General features: G+C 55.8%; 14 protein-coding genes. 7 read left to right on the top strand and 7 right to left on the bottom strand.

The annotated features are described in order from the left end of the window. Positions 1-159 precede the first annotated feature (159 nt). From hpaD to ACR0DY_RS15530, 5 genes are all read left to right on the top strand, one after another. Complete coding sequence (gene hpaD, locus ACR0DY_RS15510) at positions 160-1,011, top strand: 3,4-dihydroxyphenylacetate 2,3-dioxygenase (RefSeq protein ID WP_480484357.1); 852 nt, start codon at positions 160-162, stop codon at positions 1,009-1,011. A gap of 93 nt (positions 1,012-1,104) precedes the next feature. After that, on the top strand, positions 1,105-2,577 hold the full coding sequence (locus ACR0DY_RS15515; protein WP_480484356.1) for an NAD-dependent succinate-semialdehyde dehydrogenase: 1,473 nt from the start codon (positions 1,105-1,107) through the stop codon (positions 2,575-2,577). Beyond that, entirely contained in the window at positions 2,577-3,431 is an 855-nt protein-coding gene (locus tag ACR0DY_RS15520; RefSeq protein WP_480546698.1) for a fumarylacetoacetate hydrolase family protein, read from the top strand. Before ACR0DY_RS15515 ends, ACR0DY_RS15520 begins: the two co-directional genes overlap by 1 nt. Next, entirely contained in the window at positions 3,428-4,228 is an 801-nt protein-coding gene (gene hpaH, locus ACR0DY_RS15525; RefSeq protein WP_480484354.1) for a 2-oxo-hept-4-ene-1,7-dioate hydratase, read from the top strand. The genes ACR0DY_RS15520 and hpaH overlap by 4 nt, the downstream gene beginning before the upstream one ends. Before the next feature lie 12 nt (positions 4,229-4,240). Further along, complete coding sequence (locus tag ACR0DY_RS15530; protein WP_480484353.1) at positions 4,241-5,296, top strand: aldolase/citrate lyase family protein; 1,056 nt, start codon at positions 4,241-4,243, stop codon at positions 5,294-5,296. A 144-nt stretch (positions 5,297-5,440) separates the two neighbouring features. On the opposite strand, the gene ACR0DY_RS15535 is transcribed toward ACR0DY_RS15530, so the two are convergent. The 7 genes from ACR0DY_RS15535 to ACR0DY_RS15565 all read right to left on the bottom strand — a co-directional run bounded on the left by ACR0DY_RS15535 (position 5,441) and on the right by ACR0DY_RS15565 (position 12,817). After that, a complete protein-coding gene (locus ACR0DY_RS15535; RefSeq protein ID WP_480484352.1) occupies positions 5,441-6,670 on the bottom strand; it encodes an AGE family epimerase/isomerase in 1,230 nt (409 codons plus the stop codon). 67 nt (positions 6,671-6,737) lie between these two features. Next, complete coding sequence (locus ACR0DY_RS15540; protein WP_480484351.1) at positions 6,738-7,805, bottom strand: ABC transporter ATP-binding protein; 1,068 nt, start codon at positions 7,803-7,805, stop codon at positions 6,738-6,740. An 11-nt stretch (positions 7,806-7,816) separates the two neighbouring features. Next, on the bottom strand, positions 7,817-8,659 hold the full coding sequence (locus ACR0DY_RS15545; protein ID WP_480477286.1) for a carbohydrate ABC transporter permease: 843 nt from the start codon (positions 8,657-8,659) through the stop codon (positions 7,817-7,819). A gap of 10 nt (positions 8,660-8,669) precedes the next feature. Further along, complete coding sequence (locus tag ACR0DY_RS15550) at positions 8,670-9,620, bottom strand: carbohydrate ABC transporter permease (RefSeq protein WP_480898649.1); 951 nt, start codon at positions 9,618-9,620, stop codon at positions 8,670-8,672. Then, complete coding sequence (locus ACR0DY_RS15555; RefSeq protein WP_480898651.1) at positions 9,602-10,861, bottom strand: ABC transporter substrate-binding protein; 1,260 nt, start codon at positions 10,859-10,861, stop codon at positions 9,602-9,604. The genes ACR0DY_RS15550 and ACR0DY_RS15555 overlap by 19 nt, the downstream gene beginning before the upstream one ends. Positions 10,862-10,896: 35 nt before the next feature. Next, positions 10,897-12,048, bottom strand: coding sequence for an aminotransferase class I/II-fold pyridoxal phosphate-dependent enzyme (locus ACR0DY_RS15560; protein WP_480546690.1), 1,152 nt, complete (start codon positions 12,046-12,048; stop codon positions 10,897-10,899). After that, complete coding sequence (locus ACR0DY_RS15565) at positions 12,041-12,817, bottom strand: FadR/GntR family transcriptional regulator (protein WP_480488680.1); 777 nt, start codon at positions 12,815-12,817, stop codon at positions 12,041-12,043. Before ACR0DY_RS15565 ends, ACR0DY_RS15560 begins: the two co-directional genes overlap by 8 nt. Positions 12,818-13,206: 389 nt before the next feature. On the opposite strand from ACR0DY_RS15565, the gene ACR0DY_RS15570 reads away from it, so the two are divergent. Both ACR0DY_RS15570 and ACR0DY_RS15575 read left to right on the top strand, forming a co-directional pair. Then, positions 13,207-14,946, top strand: a complete 1,740-nt coding sequence (locus ACR0DY_RS15570; protein ID WP_480484348.1) for a type I secretion system permease/ATPase — start codon at positions 13,207-13,209, stop codon at positions 14,944-14,946. Positions 14,947-14,987: 41 nt separating this feature from the next. Next, complete coding sequence (locus ACR0DY_RS15575) at positions 14,988-16,262, top strand: HlyD family type I secretion periplasmic adaptor subunit (RefSeq protein WP_480546688.1); 1,275 nt, start codon at positions 14,988-14,990, stop codon at positions 16,260-16,262. Positions 16,263-16,270 lie beyond the last annotated feature (8 nt).

The following is a 16,270-nucleotide window of genomic DNA, read 5'->3' on the forward strand; positions in this document are numbered from 1 at the left end:
GGTATCGGCCGCGACGGCGGCAACTGGAGCTTCGAGTTCTACATGGAACAAAAACACGTCGGCTTCGCAACCGGAAACCACAACATCATGCAGCTGGGGAAACTGTAACCGACTGCACTCGAAATACGCGCGAAGAAACTCTAACTCCAGGAGGAGACCATGGGAGAAATCGTACTTGCCGCCAAAATGACTCACGTGCCTACCCTGCTCATGTCCGAGCAGGAAGGACCGATCAAAGGCAAGCGTCAACCGGCTATTGATGGCCACCGGGAGATTGCTCGTCGCGCCAAGGAACTGGGCGCAACAACGGTTGTCATCTGTGATACGCATTGGGTGTTGAACGCGGGCTTTCACATAAACGCCAACGACCATTTTGAGGGTCTATTCACGTCGAATGAATTCCCGCAGTTCATTCAGGACCTGCCCTATAAATATGAGGGCAACCCCGAATTGGGTGATGCGATTGCGCGGATTGCGACCGAAAAGGGTGCTTATACGTTGGCCCATCACCTGGACAGCCTTGAGGTGGAATACGGCACGCTGGTGCCGATGCGGTTCATGAGCCGTGAACACGAAATGAAAGTGGTGTCGATCGGTGCGTGGTGCACCGTGCACGCTCATGACGAGAGCCGTATCGTCGGCGAGGCAATCCGCGAAGCAGTCGAGGCCAGCGACGAAAAGGTGCTGCTGGTTGCGTCGGGTTCGCTGTCGCACAAGATCTGGGCCAACAAGGACTATGCCGCCAATAACGGCACTTTCACAATCAGCTCAGAATTCAATCGCCAGATGGATCTGCACGTGCTGGAAATGTGGAATAACGGCGATCACGCTACGTTCCTCAAGATGCTGGGTGACTATGCCAACTTCTGCTGCGGTGAAGGTTCGATGCATGATACCGCGATGCTATACGGCGCACTCGGCTGGGACGCTTACGACAAGAAATGCGAGGTTGTGACCGAGTATTTCCCGTCCTCGGGCACCGGTCAGACTAACGTCATATTCCCGGTCTGAGGGTCGCGGTTCCCATACCGATTGCTTGCCCCTGGTGCCTTTTGGCGGGGCAAGCCGTTGATCTATCTAATTCGAACTGATGCAGGTCCCCAAATGTTTCCTTTGAAAGACCCCGGTTTGCTGCGAGAGGCTGCCCTTGTAGGTACACGCTGGATTGAAGCTGACCCGGCCAACGGCCTTGCCGTCACCAACCCTGCCACCGGTGAAGTTATTGGTCATGTTCCCAATCTGGGCGCCGCCGAAACCGCCGAAGCTATTGCTGCCGCCGAGACCGCGCGCCACGGGTGGGCTAAACGCACCGCCAAAACGCGTAGTCAAATTCTGCGTCGCTGGTACGAACTGATGATGGAGAACCAGGACGATCTGGGTGCCATCCTGACAGCTGAGCAGGGCAAGCCACTGGCCGAAGCCAAAGGTGAGATCGCCTATGGTGCCAGCTTCATTGAGTGGTTCGCAGAAGAGGCCCGCCGCGCCTATGGTGATGTCACCCCAGGCCACGCGCCAGACAAACGCATCCTGACGATCAAACAACCCATCGGGGTTGTAGCCGCGATTACGCCGTGGAATTTCCCAAACGCTATGATCACGCGCAAGGCTGGCCCTGCTCTGGCGGCGGGCTGCTCCATGGTTCTGAAACCGGCCAGCCAGACTCCATTCTCAGCTATCGCGTTGGCGGTTCTGGCCGAAAGAGCGGGCCTGCCTGCGGGGCTGTTCTCGGTCGTCACCGGCTCAGCCCGTGGCATTGGCGGCGAGATGACCGGGAACCCGACAGTACAGAAACTGACCTTTACCGGTTCGACCGAGATCGGAACGCTTCTATATGCGCAATGCGCACCAACGATCAAAAAACTGGGGTTGGAGCTGGGTGGCAATGCGCCCTTCATTGTTTTCGATGATGCTGATCTGGACGCTGCTGTGGAAGGAGCGGTGATCGCCAAGTTTCGAAATAATGGTCAGACCTGCGTTTGTGCCAACCGCATTTACGTGCAGGCCGGTGTCTACGATTCCTTTGCCGCCAAGCTGCGCGACAAAGTAGCGACTTTGCCCACTGGTAATGGCTTTGACGAAGGTATCATATTTGGTCCGCTGATCGATCAGGCGGCAGTCGACAAGGTTGCTGAGCACATCGCTGATGCGACCTCGAAAGGTGCCGAAGTCACTCTGGGCGGCAAGTCGCACGATCTGGGTGGCACATTCTTTGAGCCAACCATTTTGACCGGTGTTACTTCGGAGATGGCGGTCGCGACCGAAGAGACGTTTGGCCCGGTCGCACCCCTTTTTAAGTTCAACACCGAAAGCGAAGTCGTCGCTGCGGCAAATAACACCGAGTTCGGCCTTGCCTCATATTTCTATTCCCGCGACCTGGCTCGCGTTTGGCGAGTTTCCGAGAAGCTGGAATATGGCATGGTCGGAATCAACACCGGCCTGATCTCGACTGCGGAAGCTCCGTTTGGCGGGGTTAAGATGTCTGGTCTGGGCCGTGAAGGCTCGCGCCATGGGCTGGATGACTTCATGGAACTCAAATACCTGTGCATGGGCGGCATCGACACCGCCGAGGAGGCTTAATGCGCTTTGCTACTTTTACCACCGAAGGGGATACCTTTTTTGGCGCGATTACCGATGATGGTGCGATTGCCCTGAACGGTGATTTCCCCGAGTTTTCCAGCCTGTATGAGGTCATCGCTGCGGGTGAGTTTAGCCAGTTGGCTGCGGCGGCCGAGGGTAAGCCTGTGACCCATTCCGATTTCACCTATGAAATGGTGATGCCGGATGCACGTCGCATTCTGTGCGTCGGCGTGAACTTTCCGGACAGAAATGCGGAATACAAGGATGGCAGCGCGCAACCGGAATATATGTCGCTGTTCCCCCGCTTTGCCAGCGGTTTTACCGGCCACAACCGCCCGCTGATCCGTCCGCCGGAAAACCACACGCTGGACTACGAGGGCGAAGTGGCCATTGTAATCGGCAAGGCGGGTCGCCGGATATCGCAGGACGAAGCCTATGAGCACATCGCCGCGTTGACGCTGTGCAACGAAGGCACGATCCGCGATTGGGTGCGCCATGCCAAGTTCAACGTAACTCAGGGCAAGAACTGGGATAATTCAGGGTCGATCGGCCCTTGGCTGGTGCCCTTCACCGACCCGGCGCAATTGGATGACGCCCGCATTCAAACCCGCGTCAATGGTGAGTTGCGTCAGGACGACACCCTCGACCGCATGATGTTCCCGATCCGGCGCGAGATCGAGTATATCTCGACCTTCATGACCCTGAAGCCGGGTGACCTTATCGTAACCGGCACCCCCACCGGTGCGGGCGCGCGCTTTGACCCGCCAAAATATCTTGCACCGGGTGACGTGGTCGAGGTTTCTGTCGGAGGTATCGGCACCCTGCGCAACACAGTCGAGGATGAGAAGGCATGACACCCGAAGAGCATGCCCGCGCAGCAGCCGACCTGCTTCAGGCCGAACGCACCGGCGACCAGATCGGTCTGCTGAGCCTGCGCCACCCCCAGATGGGTATGGACGACGCTTATGAGGTGCAGAACGCCATCTATCGCCAGAAGCTGGCCGAGGGGCGCAAGGTCATCGGGTGGAAAATCGGTCTGACATCGAAAGCGATGCAATATGCGCTGAACATCGATATTCCCGACAGCGGCATCCTGTTTGATGATATGGCGTTTGAAAACGGTGGTATGGTCCCTGCGGGCCGGTTCATCCAGCCCCGGATCGAGGCTGAAATCGCCTTTATCATGAAATCCGCCGTCGGTGGCGAGAATGTCAGCCGCGACGACATCGTATCCGCCACGGACTACGTCTCACCGGCGATTGAAATTCTGGACACACGTATTCAGCGTCAGGACCCCGAGACCGGCAAGGCCAGAACCGTCTTTGACACGATCAGCGACAATGCCGCCAATGCAGGGATTGTGCTGGGTACAGAGCGCCACGCGATTGACGAATTCGACCTGCGCTGGGTTGGTGCCTTGACCTTCCGCAACGGTGAGATTGAGGAAACCGGCCTTGGGGCCGGCGTATTGAATGATCCTGTTGAAAGTGTTGTCTGGCTGGCCCGGCGCATGGCGCAATACGGACAAAGTATTGAACCCGGACAAGTGATCCTGTCGGGCAGCTTCATTCGCCCCGTCGAATGCCCGCCAAGCACAGAAATTCACGCCGATTTCGGACCCTTCGGCTCGGTCGATATCAAATTTGATTGAAGGAGCACCTTAATGCCCGCGCCAACAAACCCCTTCAAGGCCGCACTGAAAGCCGGAAAACCCCAGATCGGATGTTGGATTGGGATGGCCAATGCATATGCCGCCGAAATCGCCGCCACATCCAGATTTGACTGGCTGCTTGTTGACGGGGAACATGCCCCGAACGATCTGCGGTCTATCCTTGAGCAAGTGAGGGTCATCGAAGGCACAGGTAGCCAACCGGTAGCGCGCCTGCCAATTGGCGAGACCTGGATGATCAAGCAATATCTCGATGCTGGCGTCCAAAGCATATTGGTGCCAATGGTTGAAAGCGGCGATCAAGCGCGGGAATTGGTGCGCGCGGTGCAATATCCACCACATGGAGTTCGAGGCGTTGGGTCTGCTCTGGCGCGTGCTTCGCGTTTCGCGGCGATCCCGGATTACCTGACAACGGCAGGCGACCAGATTTGCCTGTTGGTTCAGGTGGAAAACCGCCTTGGCCTGGATGCACTGGATGACATTCTGACGACAGATGTCGACGGCGTATTTATCGGTCCGTCAGATTTGGCCGCGGATATGGGGCACATCGGCAATGCTGGCCACCCCGACGTGGTCGAAGCGGTTTTGGACGCGTTGTCAAGGATCGTGGCAGCGGGCAAGGCAGCGGGCATCCTAACGTTGGACCCCGTGATGCAGCGCAAGTGTCTGGATCTTGGGGTTACGTTCCTGGCCACGAATATCGACGTAACACTTTTTGCCAAGTCTATGCGCGGGGCGGCCGAAACTGCGTTGGAAATGTTGCCAGACCAGTGCGCGTCTGGAAATGCGCGAACAGAAATGGCCAGCAAGTATCTTCAGCAGTTATGCAAGCACTGGTCCCACAAAGGGCAAGTCGAATTTGGCGCAACTGAAGGAAACGTTTCGTTTGAAAACCGGCGCGCGGTTGCGATGAAAGCGACGGACGAAGGGCTGGAAATAGTTGCTTCAGTCGGCCCACGTGAGGATTTGAACTTTTGGATGGGTGTTATAGAGGACCACCTGAAACGCTTTGCGTTTCGCGAGGAGTTCGAGGTTGTTTGGAATGCATAGCGCTGGAATGCAAGGGCAACCGAGCGCGCCCGGGACTTTCGGACACCGTCGCAGGCTACGATTTGTAGTCTGCGGGTATTCGACAAGATCCTGCACCGGATTCTGACTCGGGTAAAACAAGCCGCAACTGCGGATTTTCCAAACCTAAAGCGGCATCAACCTCGATAGACGTTGTGACAGTGGAAACAGACAGGCTTGCAACGAGTGATAGATGTCCGGCTTGCCGTCAAAGATGGATGTCACAACAGCCCCTGCCCCATCTACTGCTGGATACCAGCCGCCATGCTGATGATCGACAAATGTTTCATTCGCATAGGTCCAGAGCTTTCTGTACCACTCCTCGTCTTCTGGCCTTCTGTCAAGCACGATCAGAGCGGCAACCGCCCCGATGGCTTCGGTGATGGGCCACCAGAACCGCGAAGCGTTGGCAACGCGGCCATCAAAATCAAGTGTGTAGGCCAACCCGCCATCAGGCAGCCACGCATCTTTCAAAGCCTGCGCAATCAGGTGGCGCGCCGTGTTCGGAGTATTAGGGCTCGTTCGGCCTGACAAATCCCAATGCTGAAGCTGAAGCCGACCCAATTCGAACGAATGCCCCGGCGTTGTTCCGGAAGGCCTGAACATCGGATCGCCCGCATAATCTCGGTTAATTTGCCAATCAGACGAATAGTGTTCGGGAAGCCGCCAGTTTTCACCGGGTGCAATTTTGCCAATGAAAAAGTCCAGAATGCGACCGGCGCGGGACAGGTAGGTTTCGTCCCCTGTTGCCTCAAAGGCAGCCAGCATCGCCTCAACGCCGTGCATATTGGCATTCATTCCACGATATGCGGAAAACGGCGTCCAATCCCTGTTCCATTCATCGCGAAACAGGCCCGCTTCTTCGTCCCAGAAGTGTTTTTCCAGAACATTTCGGACATCTGTCATTAGTTTGTCTGCATCCGGGTGACCCGCCATTTTCGCACTTGCCGAGGCAAGAAGGACAAAGACGTGCCCATAAGCAAGCTTGCGGTCATCCTTGATCTGATCCCCTTCCAGCGCCCAAAGATATCCGCCGTGGTCGCGATCTCGGTGATGGCTTTCAAGATATGCCATACCGTGATCGATGATCCGTTCAGCACCTTGAAAACCAGATAGATGTCCTAATGCATAAGAATGAATCAACCGGGTTGTCGTGTGCAGCTCCTGCAGCTTGCCGAGCAGCGGGCGACCATCGTGACCAAGTATATAGAACCCGGGCTCATCCCGGCAACTTGCGCTGAAGAACGTAAGTTGCCGCTTGGCCTGGTTCATCAACCAATCGCGGTGTCTTGGCGTTTCAATCCAAAACCCGGTCTCGGACTGTGACCCCGGAAGCAATAACTGATTGTCGTTCATCTAAATATCCCGCGGATGGAGTCCTGTCGTGCGCGACTTGGCCCGATCTTCCAAATTGCCCATCATCTCAGCAAGCACGTAGCAACGCTGTACCATCCGAGGCAAACAGATGTGCATTCTGTGCTTGAATGCGCAAACCGAGGCGATCCCCGGATTTCACGGGGATATTGCCATGCTTGCGCACCATCATGGGGCCGATCCCCTCAGCATTGACGTAGATGTTCGTGTCCGACCCCAGATGTTCAACAACATCCGCAACGGCGGACAGATCACCGGCACCGTTTTCCACAACATCGATGTGTTCCGGCCTTACACCCAGTTCTTTGGCCTCAGCGGCAAGGGGTTGATCGAGAATTTTAATTTCAACTCCATTCCCGACATTCACACCAGTTTCAGTTCCCAATACAGGCACAACATTCATGGTGGGTGAGCCGATAAACTGCGCAACAAACTTGTTGGCCGGTCTTTCATAAAGCTCAAGCGGGCTGCCGACTTGCTGGATGTCGCCTGCGTTCAGAACAACGATCCGATCTGCCAGCGTCAACGCTTCGACCTGATCATGGGTCACGTAGATCATGGTCGCGCTGAGCTTTTGATGCAGCCGCGCAATCTCCAGCCGCATCTCGACACGCAAAGCGGCGTCAAGGTTTGACAATGGCTCGTCAAACAGAAATGCGCGCGGGTCTCGGATGATGGCCCGCCCCATAGCAACCCGCTGACGTTGACCACCTGAAAGGGCCTTGGGCAAGCGATCCGTCAATTTGGTCAATCCCAGCGTCTCTGCCGCCTGGGCGACCTTTGATATGCGTTCAGCCACCGGAGCTTTGCGGATTTCCATCGAGAAACCCATGTTCCGAGCGACATCCATATGCGGATAGAGAGCGTAGGATTGGAACACCATCGCGATGTCCCGGTCCCTTGGCCTCACATCGTTCATACGCTCGCCATCGATCAGAAAGTCGCCGCTTGATATCGGTTCAAGACCAGCAACCATGCGCAGCAAAGTGGATTTGCCGCAGCCTGACGGGCCGACCAGAACGATGAACTCACCATCCTGAATTTCAAGATTGATGTTGCGCAGGACCTCGACGGATCCATAGCGTTTTGCAACATCACGAAGTTCGATACGTGCCATGATCTGGCCTCCTATCCTTTGACCGCGCCGGACGTGAGGCCCTGCACGAGATAGCGTTGAATGAAGATGAAAAAGAGGCAACTTGGGATCAGAGCCAGCACGCCAGCCGCCATCATTTGCCCCCAATCGACCGAGAATTTGGAAACAAATGTCAACAAGCCAACCGGGAATGTCATCGCGTCGTTCTTCGAGATCAGCATCAACGCAAACAAGAGCTCGGACCACGCGGCAGTAAAGACAAACCCAAGCGTCGCCCCTAACCCGGGCAATGTCAGCGGGAACACCACTTTGCGCAGCGCCTGAAACCGTGTACAGCCATCCATCATCGCCGCATCTTCCAGATCTTTGGGTATGCCATCAAAAAATGACTGCATCAGGAATGTTGCAAAGGGGATGTTGAACGCAGTGTAGACCACGATAAGGCTTGTCAGCGAATTCAGCAGCCCCAGGTCCGCGATGATCTTGTAGATGGGTGCGATGATCATCAGCAGGGGGAACATCTGGGTGACTAGCATCAAGGCGATGATGATGCGTTTGCCCGCAAAAACGAAGCGGGAAAAGGCATAACCCGCCCCAGCCGCGAACAAGGTCGTAAAGAACGCCGCGCCCAGCGACACCACAAGAGAGTTCCGGAAATAGGCCACAAAATCGGTCTGAAAGATAACCGTTTTGAAGTTTGAAAAGGTCACCTCGCTTGGAAACAGGCGGGTGCCCTCTGAAAAGATCAGTGCGTCCGGCGTCAACCCGATCTTGAGCAACCAATAAAGCGGGAACAACGCAAAGATCAGATAGAACGCAAGTGCCGCGTATTTACCCACAACCAGCAGGGGGTTGGGTTTCCTGACAGCTGACATGGTCAACTCCTCAAATCTTGACCAGCTTCTTGCGAAGCCAGAGCAGGATAACGGCGTAAATCAGAAGGATCAGCAACAGCGCCACAGCAATGGTTGACGCGTAGCCGAAGTCCAATTTGCGAAAAGCGGTGGTGAATATGTAGGTCGACAGGATTTGCGTCGAATTGGCAGGCCCGCCGCCGGTCATCACATAGATCAGGTCGGCGAAATTGGCGATCCAGATCGTCCTCAGCATCACGGTGATCGCGATCATCGGAGCAAGAAACGGCAACGTGATCTTGGTGAAGGTCTGCCAGGGGGTCGCGCCATCGACTTCTGCGGCCTCATAAAGCTCATCGGGTATTGATTGCAAAGCCGCCAGCAGCGTGATCGCAAAGAACGGCACGCCAAACCAGATATTTGCTGTGATCGGACCCCAAATGGCAAGCTTGGGGTCGCCAAGGATATTGTAGGGCTCTGACAGAATGCCAAGCGCGGCCAGCCAATGCGGCAGCGGGCCGATGACAGGGTTGAAAAGCCACGCCCAAGTCAGCGCGGAAAGGAAGGTCGGGACAGCCCAGGGTAGGAAAACAAGCGCCTGAAAAAGTTTCTTTCCAAAGAACTGCGTGTTCAAAAGCATGGCAAGGCCAAGGCCAAGCAGAAACTGGAACGTTATCGACCAAAAGGTCCAGAACAGCGTGTTCTCCATCGCGATCCAGAACTTGCGGTCTCGCCACAGGTCAACGTAGTTTTCAAACCCGATCCAACCAGACGCAAAAGGCTTTAACAGCTCAATGGATTGGAACGAATATGAGATTCCGATGATTAGCGGAACCATGATCACCGCACCGATCAAAAGAATTGCGGGCGACAAATAGAAAAAAGGCTCGACCATGTATTGCAGGTAGAGCGAGCGTCGTGCCCGGGTTTCCCCGGGCCTGACAGTTTTCTGAATGCGCGAAATCACTGTTTTGCCTTCCACTTGGCATGCTCGTCGGTGAGGAACTCTGCCCACTCATCCGCGACGTCCTGCGCACTGCGCTGTCCCAACAGGGCTTCCTGACTGGTTTCCAGCAGAAGTGTGCTGCCAAAATAGCCCCACTGCTCCAGGTTGGTTGGCATTGTTGTCGGCACATATTGCTCACCGTTCAGTTCTTCGAACCAGCCTTTGAATTGCTCGGTCTGGAAATGAGGATCCTGATCGGCGCCTTTGTGGATCGGAATGACGCCAACACGCTTTGCCCACGTGGCGTTGGCTTTGGGCGTCGACAAGGCCGCAACCAGATCAAAGGCTTCGTCTTCATGTTCAGTCGCATTGAAGATCGACCAGCCTGCGAACCCAATTGTTGGGAAAGCTTTGCCCGATGGTCCGACAGGCATCGGAATGACCGCGAAATCTTCGGCAGGCATCCGCTCGGCAATAGCGATCAGTGCGTCCGGGTCTTGATCGAGGAATGCACAGGTGCCGGAATAAAAACCAGCCACAATCTCGTTAAAGCCCCAACTGACGGCATCCTTGGGCGCATATCCGTTCTGATACATGTCGATCATGAACTGGATGCCTTCGACCGAGCCGGGCTCGTTGATGCGGCTGGTGCCGTCTTCTGTGAAAAACTCGTTGGTGCCGTTCATGGCTGCGGCGAACATGATCCAGCCATTTGTTCCACCGGGACCACCGCGCAGACAGTATCCGTACTTGCCTTCAAGCTCGGACACCGCGGCAGAGGCAGCCTTGAACTCCTCCATCGTAGTCGGGGGAGTGTCGATACCGGCTTCGGCCAGCAGTTTTTTGTTGTAGAACATCGCCCGCAGGTAGAAGCCGTACGGGATCATATAGAGATCACCCGCCTGGCTGCCCATGGCAACGGTCTTGTCTGTCAGCGTTGCCCCGTGTTCCCATCCAGCGACATGGTCCTTGAGACTGACCAGCTGATCGGACCCGGCATAAAGAGCCTGCCAGGTATCAGGCATTTCAACCACATCCGGGATGTCGCCACCTGCCACCATTGTCGCCAGCTTTTCGAACGCGTTGCCCCACGGCAGCGATACAATCTCGACAGTGACGTCGGGATTATTGGCTTCAAATTCATCAACCAGCCCCTGAAGCACCTCTGTACGCTCGGGGCTCGTAATAACCTCGACCAGTTTCAGTGTGGTCTCGGCATAAGATGCCGAACCCATGAACACGGCCGCAGCCGTCATTCCTGATAGTAGTTTTTTCATGTTTTCCTCCTGTTGATTTTATTGAGCGAACAGTTCTAAGCCGTGCTTTCGGCGAGAGCCGAAGCAAAATCGGCCCACAAGTCTTCTGCCGACTCGAGCCCCAAACTCAGGCGCACCAGATTGGGTGAGACCCCAAATTTCTGCATTGAGTTCTGTTCGGCAGCCTGAGCAAGCCCAACGCGTGCAGGCAGAATCAGACTTTCGAAGCCGCCCCAGCTCACGCCGAGGCGGAATAGGTTCAAAGCATCAGAAAACTTTGCGATGTCGACACTGTCATCAAACTCAACCGACATAAGTCCGGACCGCCCCGTCAACCCGGGAACGTCGTTGGCCCCGGGTGAGTTGACTCGCCTCACCTGCGGAACAGTGGCCAGGTGATCGACGAACAAGTTGGCCGTCGTCTGATGCTGCATCATGCGCGCATGCAAAGTACGCAGGCCGCGCGTCAACAGGAACGCTTCAAAAGGTGCCAGTTTAGCACCAAGCAAAGGAAGTGTCAGATCACGGATGCGGGCGATATGGTTTCGGGAGGCAACCACCACGCCCGCAACCGTGTCCGAGTGCCCCGAGATGTATTTCGAGGCTGAGTGGATGACGATGTCGATGCCCAATGCGAGGGGGCGTTGGAACACCGGGCTTGCCCATGAATTATCGATCATCGTCAGCACATTGTGGCGTCTGGCATGCTCTGCGACGCGGCGCAGATCCATCGCCTCAAAAATGATCGATCCGGGGCTCTCCAGATAGGCCACCGTTACATCGGCAAGCAGATCGGGGTCGTTCTCGAAACGCTCCGGCGCATGGTAGTCGATATGCACCCCGAACGGGCGCAGGATGCGCTCCATGAACCGGAATGAATCCGGATAGACATGTTCGACGCAGGCAATCCGGTCACCGGGTTTGACAAATGCCAGCAGCGTTGAGGAAATGGCCGCCATCCCGGAAGCAAATGCAACGGCTGCCTGACCTTGCTCGGCTTCAGCCATAAGCGTTTCAAACGCGGCGACGGTCGGGTTTTCCACGCGCGTGTATATGGCCGTTTCTGATCTTCCGGCCATCCGGTCTTCAAAACTTTGGTAATTGTCGAAGATGAACAGTGACGTTTGAACGATCGGCGGCGTGACCGAACCAGCCGCATCCGGGAAGGTTGCTGCAAGACGCGTCGAAAGGTCTTCGTAGTCAGACATTCTGGCTTTCCATGATTTCTAGGACTTCTGCTTCGACCATGTCCATGATCGCGCCGATAATACTTGCGGCTTCGTCTGCACGGCCGGAGACAACTGCTTCGGCCAGCGGCGCATGTATTGGAATTGAGGCCTGCCCCAAGTGTGGTTGACCGAAGGGCGTGTCATATACTTCGTGAAAAGCTTTTTGAATTTGCCGGATCAACTGCCCGAAAAGTGGATTTCCGCACGCTTCATGCAGTGCCGCGTGAAACCGGTAATCGGCCGGCCGCCAATCCTCACCTGCAGAATGAACAGCTATGAGCTCTGCAACGCGGGCCGAAATCAAAAGCCGCTGCGCGTCTGAGCAATTCAGTGCTGCCAACCTTGCTGCCTCGATTTCCAGTGGCCGGCGCACGGCGTGTGTTCGCAAAAGGCTTTCGGCTTCGAGCTTCAGCGTGAGTGGGAGATGGATCGTATTGGCAGATACCTCGGCCGCCAATCGCGTCCCGGCTTTCTTGTTCCGTACAACGATGCCCATATTCTGCCAACTTGTCAGGGCCTCGCGAACCTTCGCCCGTCCGATCCCAAGCTGATTTGCAATTTCGATCTCTGGCGGCAGGCGATCCCCTACTTTCAATCCTTCCACTTCGATCATTCCAGAGAGAGCCTCCAGAACGTCCCGGCCGCTGCTGCCAGCCGGTAGCACCTTCAAGGTGTTGCCGACACTCTCAGCTTTTTCCTTTGGGGGCGTTCTTTTGACCACGCGCGGCTTCTCCGATTCGTATTTCATTCACTTTTACATTTAATGTAGGACAAAATAAACAATAATGTCCGACATTAAAAAAAGCTTGTCATCCTTACAGTTGAAGTCGAAAAATCCGGTCTCGGTCATTTCGCGGCGGGATCAATGCAACCTTAATCGCCTGCGGCTTGTTGGCGGGCTGCGGTCTTCGCGCGTCCGTATATTTGCTGTATTCCGCCCGATTTGCCGTAATCCTGAAACGCCCGCCCAGCGGCGCCTGTAATTGCCGTTAGATTTTTGTCAGCTACGGCTGAATAGTGCTTCTTTACGCTAGGGACCCGCGGTTTCTTGCCCAAAAAAAGATGTGCAAACTTGGCAAGGCTGATCTAACTTTTTAAATGCGGGGGCGCATCTCCGGATAATATGGATTTAGAACATTGAAACCTGAACACCGCGTATCTGCGGCCCCCCGGCATGAACTGCGCAATGTGCGCAATCAGGGGATCGCGTTCCTTGCTTTGGCGTTCTTGTTCAGCATTTTTGTGAACCTGCTTATGCTGACTGGCCCATTGTTCATGTTGCAGGTGTATGACCGGGTATTGGGCTCGCGTGCAGTGGAAACACTGACAGCGCTGTTTTTGTTGGTGGCGTTGCTTTATGCGCTGATGGCGATGCTGGATTTTGCCCGCGGACGCATCGTGGCCCGGTTCGGCGCACGGTTCCAGTCACAGTTGGATGAGCGCGTCTTCGAAGCAACGCTGCGGCGTTCACTTTTGCCGCAAATACGATCTGCCCCGGCAACGGCCTTGCGTGATTTGGAATCCATTCGAAACCTGTGCTCATCCCCCGTTCTGCTGGCGGTGATGGATATTCCATGGACGCCTGTTTTTCTGGGTGCGATTTTCCTGTTTCATCCCTTGCTGGGCTGGCTGGCCGTGGCAAGCGGTGTTCTGCTTGTCGTGATTGCACTGCTCAATCAGGCTCTGACCAGCAGAAAAGTCGCTGAAGCACAAACTGCAGCAGCGCGGGCAAACGCCTTTGCGGAACATGCGAGACAAGCGGCAGAGGTTGTGCGCTCACAGGGTATGCAGGCGGACGTGACAAAGCGGTGGTTGGACCAGCGTTCGAATGCCTTGCGCCAAACCATTTCGGCCAGCGACTGGACAGGCAGTTTTACGTCTTTGACCAAGTCGTTACGACTGTTTCTTCAATCTGCAATGCTTGCCTTGGGCGCGTGGCTGGTTTTGCAAAACGAAATGACACCGGGCGCGATGATCGCGGGTTCAATCCTTTTGGGTCGGGCCCTCGCCCCGGTCGAACAAGCGGTCGGCCAATGGGGCATGATCGAACGTGCGCGAACGGCCTGGACTTCCCTAAGCCGGTTTTTGGATCAGACCCCTCCCGAAGAGCAGCGGATTCGCTTGCCCATCCCGAAAGCGCAGTTGGAAGCCAAATCGCTGACTGTCATTCCCCCCGGGGCAACAACGCCAACGTTGCGGAACGTGAATCTGAAGCTGCAACCGGGCAAGGCGCTGGGTGTCATCGGCAAAAGCGGATCGGGAAAGACGACACTGGCCAAGGCGTTGCTGGGGCTTTGGAATCCGGCAGCCGGTGAAATTCGACTGGGTGGTGCCACTCTGGATCAATATGACTCCAACGATCTGGGCAGCCATATCGGATATTTGCCGCAGCAGGTTACCCTGTTTAACGGGACCGTGGCCGAGAACATCGCCCGGATGTCAGAAAACCCGGATTCCGAAGCGGTGGTGGCCGCAGCCAAGAAAGCCAATGCGCACGACCTGATCCTGTCTTTGGAGAAAGGTTATGGTACCTTCCTTGAAGGCAATGACAGTCAGTTGTCAGGCGGGCAGAAACAGCGCATCGCTCTGGCCCGCGCCCTCTATGGCGACCCTGTTCTGCTTATTCTCGACGAACCAAACTCGGCACTGGACGCGGATGGCACCGAAGCCTTGAACGCGGCCGTGAGGGGGCTCAAGGCGGCAGGCAAAGCCGCCATCATCATGACACACCGCCCGCAGGCCATTTCGGAATGTGACGATCTGGCCGTTGTCGAAAAAGGACAAGTGGTCAGGTTCGGCAGTCGTGACGAGGTTCTCAGCGCAATGGTGCAGAACGCGGGCGCGATTAAGCGCAAGCTTAGCCCCGTAGGTGAATAATGGCAAAAAAGACGACCAAGAAGCAGGCGCAGGCCTGGAGTATGAGAATTCCCGCCCTGGTGGGATTCGCCGCACTTGCCATTTTGGTTGGCGGATTGGGTCTTTGGGCAGTGAAGACGCGCCTCGCAGGTGCGATCGTATCCTCAGGCGTGATCGAGGTACAAAGCAACCGTCAGGTGGTAGAACACCCCGATGGCGGCGTTGTTGGCGAAATATTTGTACGCGATGGTGATGTGGTCGCCTCGGGCGAGATGCTGTTGCGGCTGGATGATACTTTCCTATCGTCCGAACAGACGATTGTGGAAGCGCAGCTTTTTGAGCTTCTGACACGGCGTGTCAGGCTTCAGGCCGAACGCGACGGGCTTTCGTCGCAAGAGTTGGCGGCGCAGTTGCACGAGGTTCAGACGGAATACAGCATTGATCTGGACCTGATCGAAGGTCAGCAAAACCTGTTCGACGCCCGGGTGGAAACCCTATCCAAACAGCAAGAACAGCTGAACAAGCAGCTGGTTCAGATCGAGAGCGAGATTGAAGGCACGCAGGCCCAACTCGTTTCGCTGCGCCGTCAGGTTGAATTGATCGAGGATGAGCTGGAAGACCAGCAAAGCCTGTTGAAACGAGGATTGACGCAAACCAGTCGTGTACTGGCCCTGCAACGGGAAGAAGCCAGCCTGACAGGAGAAATAGGCCGACTGGAAGCTGCTGTCGCCCGCCTCAAAGGGCAGATCGCATCAACCGAGATCCAGATCGTTGAACTGTCTGCAACCCGCCGGGAAGAGGCAATTACCACGTTGCGGGACGTACAGGCGCAAGTTGCTGAACTATCGGAACGCCGACTGTCCCTGTCCGAGCGGCTGACACGATTGGACATCCGCGCACCGGTCAGCGGAACAGTATATGGAAGTCAGGTCTTTGCCCTTCAGTCGGTGATTCAGCCGGGTGAACCCATGATGTATGTTGTTCCACAGGATACGCCATTGCTTGTCGCCGCGCGCGTTGACGCGATCCATGTGGATCAGCTGCATGTGGGTCAACCTGTCGCCCTGCGGTTTCCGGCCTTCAATCAGCGTGAAACGCCTGAATTGGACGGGCAGGTCAAAAACGTGTCAGCCGATACATTCACGGATGAAAAGTCCGGCTTTACATTCTATCGCGCCGAAGTGGTTATGAATGATGGCGAGCTGGACCGTCTCAACGGTCAGGAGCTTTTGCCGGGTATGCCTGTTGAGACACTGATCAAAACCGATGAACGCACCCCGTTGTCCTATCTGGTCAAGCCGATGGCCGATTACTTCAATCGTGCATTTAGGGAATGACGGCAGGG

The organism is Ruegeria sp. O6 (genome assembly GCF_056535045.1).